We start from the raw sequence: 280 nt of genomic DNA on the forward strand, positions 1-280 counted from the left end.
TGAAAATGTAATCAGACCTGTAGCAATTGGTCGTAAAAACTATCTCTTTGCCGGTTCTCATGATGCAGCACAAAGAGCAGCTATGGCCTATACGTTTTTTGCTAACTGCAAAAAGCATGACATTAATCCATATCAATGGCTAAAGTATGTTCTTGAAAATATTCAATCCATCAACCACAAGAATATCGCTGACTTATATCCTCATAATTACAAGAAACTTATCCTGGATAATGTAGAAGAATAATTAGATCTCACTAGATGTACTTGCTCGGGTGCATAC

1 protein-coding gene is annotated in these 280 nt (G+C 36.1%); it reads left to right on the forward strand.

Going from position 1 to position 280, the window contains the following annotated elements; translation table 11 throughout:
- A partial coding sequence (locus tag GOQ24_RS17065; protein ID WP_160340113.1) for a transposase domain-containing protein occupies nucleotides 1-244 on the forward strand: 244 nt, incomplete at its 5' end.
- Between the last annotated feature and the right edge of the window lie 36 nt (nucleotides 245-280).

Origin of the sequence: Myroides sp. LoEW2-1 (assembly GCF_009767705.1) — a bacterium.
In the GTDB taxonomy this organism is placed as follows: Bacteria; Bacteroidota; Bacteroidia; order Flavobacteriales; family Flavobacteriaceae; genus Flavobacterium; species Flavobacterium album_A.